This is a genomic window from Streptomyces sp. H27-D2, assembly GCF_035828615.1.
GTDB lineage: Bacteria > Actinomycetota > Actinomycetes > Streptomycetales > Streptomycetaceae > Streptomyces.
In genome coordinates this window covers 51,859-58,102 of the sequence record NZ_JAYMZR010000041.1, presented here as the reverse complement: position 1 = coordinate 58,102, position 6,244 = coordinate 51,859, and the positions used below count along the sequence as shown (strand labels likewise).

The 6,244-nt window shown below is 71.0% G+C and carries 4 protein-coding genes; 2 read left to right on the top strand and 2 right to left on the bottom strand.

The window, feature by feature from the left end:
• Positions 1-1,817: AAA family ATPase (locus QMK28_RS17580; RefSeq protein ID WP_326438947.1), on the top strand; the 1,817-nt coding region annotated here is incomplete at its 5' end.
• Between the two features lie 199 nt (positions 1,818-2,016).
• Positions 2,017-3,444: a sugar porter family MFS transporter gene (locus QMK28_RS17575; protein WP_326438945.1), complete on the top strand. Its 1,428-nt coding sequence runs from the start codon at positions 2,017-2,019 to the stop codon at positions 3,442-3,444.
• A 76-nt stretch (positions 3,445-3,520) separates the two neighbouring features.
• On the opposite strand, the gene QMK28_RS17570 is transcribed toward QMK28_RS17575, so the two are convergent.
• Both QMK28_RS17570 and QMK28_RS17565 read right to left on the bottom strand, forming a co-directional pair.
• Entirely contained in the window at positions 3,521-4,507 is a 987-nt protein-coding gene (locus QMK28_RS17570; protein ID WP_326438943.1) for an LLM class flavin-dependent oxidoreductase, read from the bottom strand.
• 206 nt (positions 4,508-4,713) lie between these two features.
• A complete protein-coding gene (locus QMK28_RS17565) occupies positions 4,714-6,183 on the bottom strand; it encodes a purine-cytosine permease family protein (RefSeq protein ID WP_326438941.1) in 1,470 nt (489 codons plus the stop codon).
• Between the last annotated feature and the right edge of the window lie 61 nt (positions 6,184-6,244).

Sequence of the window (6,244 nt, the reverse complement as noted above, 5' to 3'; positions counted from 1 at the left end):
GTCCCTCGTACGCGGCGGAGCTGGTGCGCGGCCCGGCCCACCTGCTGCCCGCCGTGCGCCGGCTGCTGCGCGGGATCGTGGTGGTGGGGACGCTGGAGGACGCCGAGGATCTGGTCGCGGCACGGCCCGGGTTGACCGCGGTGACCGCTGAGGGCGACCTGCTCGGGGCGCACTTCGCGCAGGGCGGTTCGGCCGGCGTGCCGAGCCTGCTGGAGGTCCGGGCGGCCGTCGACGAGGCGTCGGCGGAGCTCGCCGAGTCGGCCGTGCGGTGCGCGGAGCTGGCCGGGACGCGACAGCGGGCGGCGGAGCGGCGCGCGCAGTGCTCCGCGCTCGTCGAGGAGTTGGCGGCCCGGCGCGGCGCGGCCGACCGGGAGAAGTCGTCCGTCGCCCAGGCGCTCGGCCGGCTCGGCGGGCAGGCGCGGGCCGCGGCCGGTGAGGCGGAGCGGACGGCGGAGGCGGTGGCCAGGGCCGAGGAGGCGCTGGAGCGGGCTGCCGAGGAGGCCGAGGAACTGGCCGAGCGGCTGCTGACGGCGCGCGAGGAATCGCCGTTCGGCCCGGACGCGGACCGGGAGCCGGACACCTCCGTGCGCGAGCGGCTCGCCGCCGACGGGGCCAACGCCCGCCAGGCCGAGATGGAGGCGCGGCTCCAGGTCCGTACGCACGAGGAGCGGGTCAAGGGGCTCGCGGGGCGGGCGGACGGGCTCGACCGGGGGGCGCGCGCGGAGCGGGACGCGCGGGCGCGCGGCGAGCACCGGCGCGCCCGGCTGCGCTACGAGGCCGAGGTCGCCACGGCGGTCGCGAGCGGCAGCCGGCAACTCCTCGCGCATGTGGAGGTCTCGCTCGTGCGGGCCGCGCAGGAGCGGTCGGCGGCCGAGCTGGCGAAGACGGAGCGTGAGGCCGAGCTGATCGCGGAGCGCAACCGGGACCGCGAACTGGCGGCCGAGCTGGACAAGCTGACGGACTCGGTGCACCGGGGCGAGGTGCTGGGCGCCGAGAAGCGGATGCGGATCGAGCAGTTGGAGACGAAGGCGCTGGAGGAACTGGGCGTCGAGCCGGCCGGGCTGATCGCGGACTACGGGCCGGACCAGCTCGTACCCCCGTCGCCCGCGGCGGCGGGCGAGGAGCTCCCCGAGGCGCCGGAGCACGCCCGCAACCAGCCGGTGCGCTACGACCGGACCGAGCAGGAGAAGCGGCTCAGGGCCGCCGAGCGGGCGTATCAACAGCTCGGAAAGGTGAACCCGCTGGCGCTGGAGGAGTTCGCGGCGCTGGAGGAGCGGCACAAGTTCCTCACCGAACAGCTTGAAGACTTGAAGAAGACGCGGACGGATCTGCTGCACGTGGTCAAGGAGGTCGATGTACGGGTCGAGCAGGTCTTCACCGAGGCGTTCCAGGACACCGCGCGGGAGTTCGAGGGGGTGTTCTCGCGGCTCTTCCCCGGCGGCGAGGGGCGCTTGGTGCTGACCGAGCCTCACGACATGCTCGCCACCGGGGTCGATGTGGAGGCCAGGCCGCCGGGCAAGAGGGTGAAGCGGCTGTCACTGCTGTCCGGGGGCGAGCGGTCGCTGACCGCGGTGGCGCTGCTGGTCGCGATCTTCAAGGCCAGGCCGAGCCCGTTCTACGTCATGGACGAGGTGGAGGCGGCGCTCGACGACACCAACCTGCAACGGCTCATCGGGCTCCTGGAGGAGCTCAAGGAGAGTTCTCAGCTGATCGTGATCACCCACCAGAAGCGGACGATGGAGGTGGCCGACGCGCTGTACGGCGTCGCGATGCAGGGGGACGGCGTCTCGAAGGTCATCAGCCAGCGCCTTCGATGAACAATCTTCAAGAGTTGAACATCAACCCGTCACAGTCTCGGCGGATATTCGTCACGCCCCGGTATTGACTTCGAAACTTGAAGGAATAGTCTCGGCAACGTTGCTTTTACCTTCAGGTGGTGGCTGCATGCTTCCGTGCCCCACTTAAAGGGCTCGTTCCCCATGTACCAGCACCGCCGCCGGGCTCCAGGAGTACACCTTGACCAGCACCGCGCAGTTGCCCGTCCCGGAGGGTCGCAAGGCCGAACCGGAGCATCTCGGCCACGTCATCTTCATCACCGCGGCGGCCGCCATGGGCGGCTTCCTCTTCGGTTACGACAGCTCCGTGATCAACGGAGCCGTCGAGGCCATCCGGGGCCGGTTCGACGTCGGCTCCGAGCTGCTCGCCCAGGTGATCGCCGCCGCGCTGATCGGCTGCGCCATCGGCGCCGCGACCGCGGGCCGGGTCGCGGACCGCATCGGCCGCATCCGCTGCATGCAGATCGCCTCGGTGCTCTTCACGGTCAGCGCCATCGGCTCGGCGCTGCCGTTCGCCCTCTGGGACCTCGCGATGTGGCGCGTGCTGGGCGGTGTCGCCATCGGCATGGCCTCCGTCATCGGCCCGGCCTACATCGCCGAGGTCTCGCCGCCCGCGTACCGGGGGCGGCTGGCCTCGTTCCAGCAAGCGGCGATCGTCATCGGCATCGCGGTCTCCCAGCTCGTCAACTTCGGCATCCTCAACCTCGCGGGCGACGACCAGCGCGGCGAGATCGCCGGCTTCGAGGCCTGGCAGTGGATGCTCGGCGTCATGGTCCTGCCCGCCCTGCTCTACGGGCTGCTGTCCTTCGCGATCCCCGAGTCGCCGCGCTTCCTGATCTCGGTCGGCAAGATCAAGCAGGCCAAGAAGGTGCTCGAAGAGGTCGAGGGCTCGAAGGTCGACCTCGACGTGCGCGTCAACGAGATCGAGACGGCGATGCGCCGCGAGCACAAGTCGAGCTTCCGGGACCTGATGGGCGGCAAGTTCGGTTTTCTGCCGATCGTCTGGGTCGGCATCGGCCTGTCGGTCTTCCAGCAGCTCGTCGGCATCAACGTGATCTTCTACTACTCGTCGTCGCTGTGGCAGTCCGTCGGCATCGACCCGAGCAGCTCGTTCTTCTACTCGTTCACGACGTCGATCATCAACATCGTCGGCACCGTGATCGCGATGCTCTTCGTCGACCGGTTCGGCCGCAAGCCGCTGCTGCTCATCGGCTCGGTCGGCATGGCGCTCTCGCTGGGCCTGGCCGCCTGGGCGTTCTCGTTCAAGACGGGCACCGGCAAGGACATCTCGATGCCCGACGTCCAGGGCACCATCGCGCTCGTCGCGGCGCACTCCTTCGTGCTCTTCTTCGCGCTGTCGTGGGGCGTCGTGGTCTGGGTGCTGCTCGGCGAGATGTTCCCGAACAGGATCCGCGCCGCCGCGCTGGGTGTGGCCGCCGCCGCGCAGTGGGTCGCCAACTGGGCGATCACGGTCAGTTTCCCGACCCTCTCGGACTGGAACCTGTCCGGCGCGTACGTCATCTACACGCTCTTCGCCGTGCTCTCGATCCCGTTCATCCTCAAGTGGGTGCCGGAGACCAAGGGCAAGTCGTTGGAGGAGATGGGCTGACACCCCGCTGCCCGCTCCCCTTCGCAGGTCGCTGCCCCGGCTCAGTCCTTGAGCCGGGGCAGCACCCGTTGCGGGGTCAGTCCTTGAGGTGCGGCAGCACTCGTTCCGCGAACAGGTGCAGCGAGCGCCAGCCCTCGTCCACCGGCATGCCGCCGCACAGCGGATGCAGGACGAGGCTGCCCGCGCCGCCGCCCGGCGCGGCGAAGTCCAGGCATTCGTCCGGCGTGACGATGCGGTAGACCCCCTCGCGGCGCAGCTCCCCGACATCCCCGGCCGAGGAGCGGACGGCGGAGCGGATGCCGGCGGACTGCCAGGACGCGTAGGTGCGGGCCTCGTGCAGCAGGTGCTCGCCGTAGTGCGCCCAGGCGCGGTCCGGGTCCTCGGCGATGTGCAGCAGCGGGGTCTCGGCGGCGGGCATCATGCACCAGCCGTCGGTCCCGTACTCCGAGCGCCGGGCGTGGTAGTACGCCTCCAGCTCCGGCAGATGGGCGCTGGGGAAGAACGGCAGCCCGAGCCGGGCCGCCCGGCGCGCGGCGGCCTGCGAGCTGCCGCCCACCAGCAGCAGCGGATGCGGCTGGGTGTAAGGGCGCGGGGTGACCCGGACCGTACGCCCCCGGTGCTCGAACGGCTCGCCGGTCCAGGCGGCCAGCAGGGTTTCCAGGGCCTCGTCCTGGAGGGCGCCGCGCCGCTCGAAGTCCTTGCCGTGCGCCGCGTACTCCTCGGGGCGGTAGCCGATTCCGGCGACGGTGATCAGCCGGCCGCCGCTGAGCAGGTCGAGGACGGCGATGTCCTCGGCGAGCCGCAGCGGATCGTGCAGTGGGGTGATCAGGGCGGAGACGGTGACGCCGATCCGCCGCGTCGCGCCGAGGACCGCGCCGGCGAAGGTGAGCGGCGAGGGCAGCCAGCCGTTCGCCGTGCCGTGGTGCTCCTCGGTCTGGACGGTCGACAGGCCCCGGTCGTCGGCGAAGGCGGCCATCTCGACGGCGGCGCGGTAGCGGTTCGACAGCGACTCCGGGGTGGGCGCCGGGTCGACGAGGTTGAGACGAACGACGGTGACGGGCATGGGCGGGCGTCCCCCTGGGCCGTGGGCGGGCGGGGGAGCACGGTAGCTGACGTAGCGTCAGCTCGAAAGGGGGCGTGCGCCCACGCCCGTACGCCCGGCGTGCGAGACGCCCGGCGCGAGACGCCCGGCGCGCGAGACGGTCGCGCCGGGGAGGCGCGCGGTTGCCCGCGCGTGCCCTCGGAGCCGGAGTCCGATCCGGAGCAGGCTCAGCCGACCGCGGCGGGCTTGCGGTCGGCCCGGTCGGCCTCCGTGCTCGGCGTGACGTTCTCCCGGGCCCGCGGCAGGATCGCGAAGATCGCCGCAGCTATGGCGATGGTCGTCGCCCAGCCGAGCCCGTTCGCGCCGATCCACGTGGTGGCCAGCGGGCCGGTGAACCACTCGACGTCGGTGAAGCACAGCCCCGCGATCAGGGCGACGGCCCACGCGGTCAGCGCCTGCCAGCAGAAGCCGCCGGTGTACCAGTAGCGGCTGGTGCGGCCGGTGTCCATGAGGCCGACGGGGTCGTAGCGCACCGCCATCTTGCGGCGACGGGCCATGTCGACCGCGTAGACGCCGATCCAGGCGGAGAAGGAGACGGCCAGCAGGGTGAGGAAGGTGATGAACGAGCCGATGAAGCTCGTCGCCGCCAGCATCATGAAGAGGCCGCCGACCAGGCTGATGACGGCGTTGATGCTGACCGCCATCGCGCGCGGCAGCTTGACGCCCATCGTCTGGGCGGTGAAGCCCGCCGAGTACATCGAGAGGCTGTTGATCAGGATCATGCCGACGACCGCGGTGATCAGGTACGGCACCGCGAGCCAGTTCGGCAGCACGTCGCCGAGGAAGGAGACCGGGTCGGTGGCCTCGGCCAGCTGGGGGTTGGAGACCGCGATGACCCCGCCCATCAGCACCATCGGCACCAGCACCAGGGCCGCGCCGGAGATCGTCGTGCCGACTATCTTCCTGCCGGAGACGGAGTGCGGGAGGTAGCGCGCGAAGTCCGGCCCGGTGGGAACCCAGCTGATGCCGCCCGCCGCGATGGTCCCGATGCCCGCGATCATCATCGAGGTGCTGCCGGGGCTCTTGGCGAAGACGTCGCCCCAGTTCATGTTGGCCACCAGATAGACCAGCACCAGGACGCTGAACACGCCGAAGAGGTACGTCGACCACTTGTTGCACACCTGGAGCGCCTTGCGGCCCATGCCGCTCACCAGGAAGGTGCAGGCGACGAACGCCAGCAGGGTGACGACGATCAGGACCTTGTTGCTCCGGACGCCGAAGAGCAGATCCAGCACCGTCAGCACGGCGTACGCGCCGGTGACCGCGTTGATCGTCTCCCAGCCGAAGCGGGCGACCCACAGCACGGCGCCGGGGAAGTAGTTGCCGCGCACGCCGAAGGCCGCGCGCGAGAGCAGCGCGCCGGGCGCGCCGCCCCACTTGCCGGACACCGACAGCACGCCGACCATGCCGAAGGCGGTCGCGGAGGCGACGGCGGCGACCGTGAGCACCTGCCAGAAGTTCAGCTCGTTGAAGACCACCAGGGACGCGCCCATGGTGAGCAGCAGCACACTGATGTTGGCGGCGACCCAGGTCGGGAAGAGCTCCCGCACACTGCCCCGGCGCTCGCTGTCGGGTACCGGCTCGATGCCGCGGGTTTCGATCGCGCCGTCGGCGTCGGATGTCGGCGTATTGCCCATGGGGGAGTCTCCGTGCAGGTGCAAGCGGCAGCTGAATGGCCTGGATGGGGAGGGACGCGGC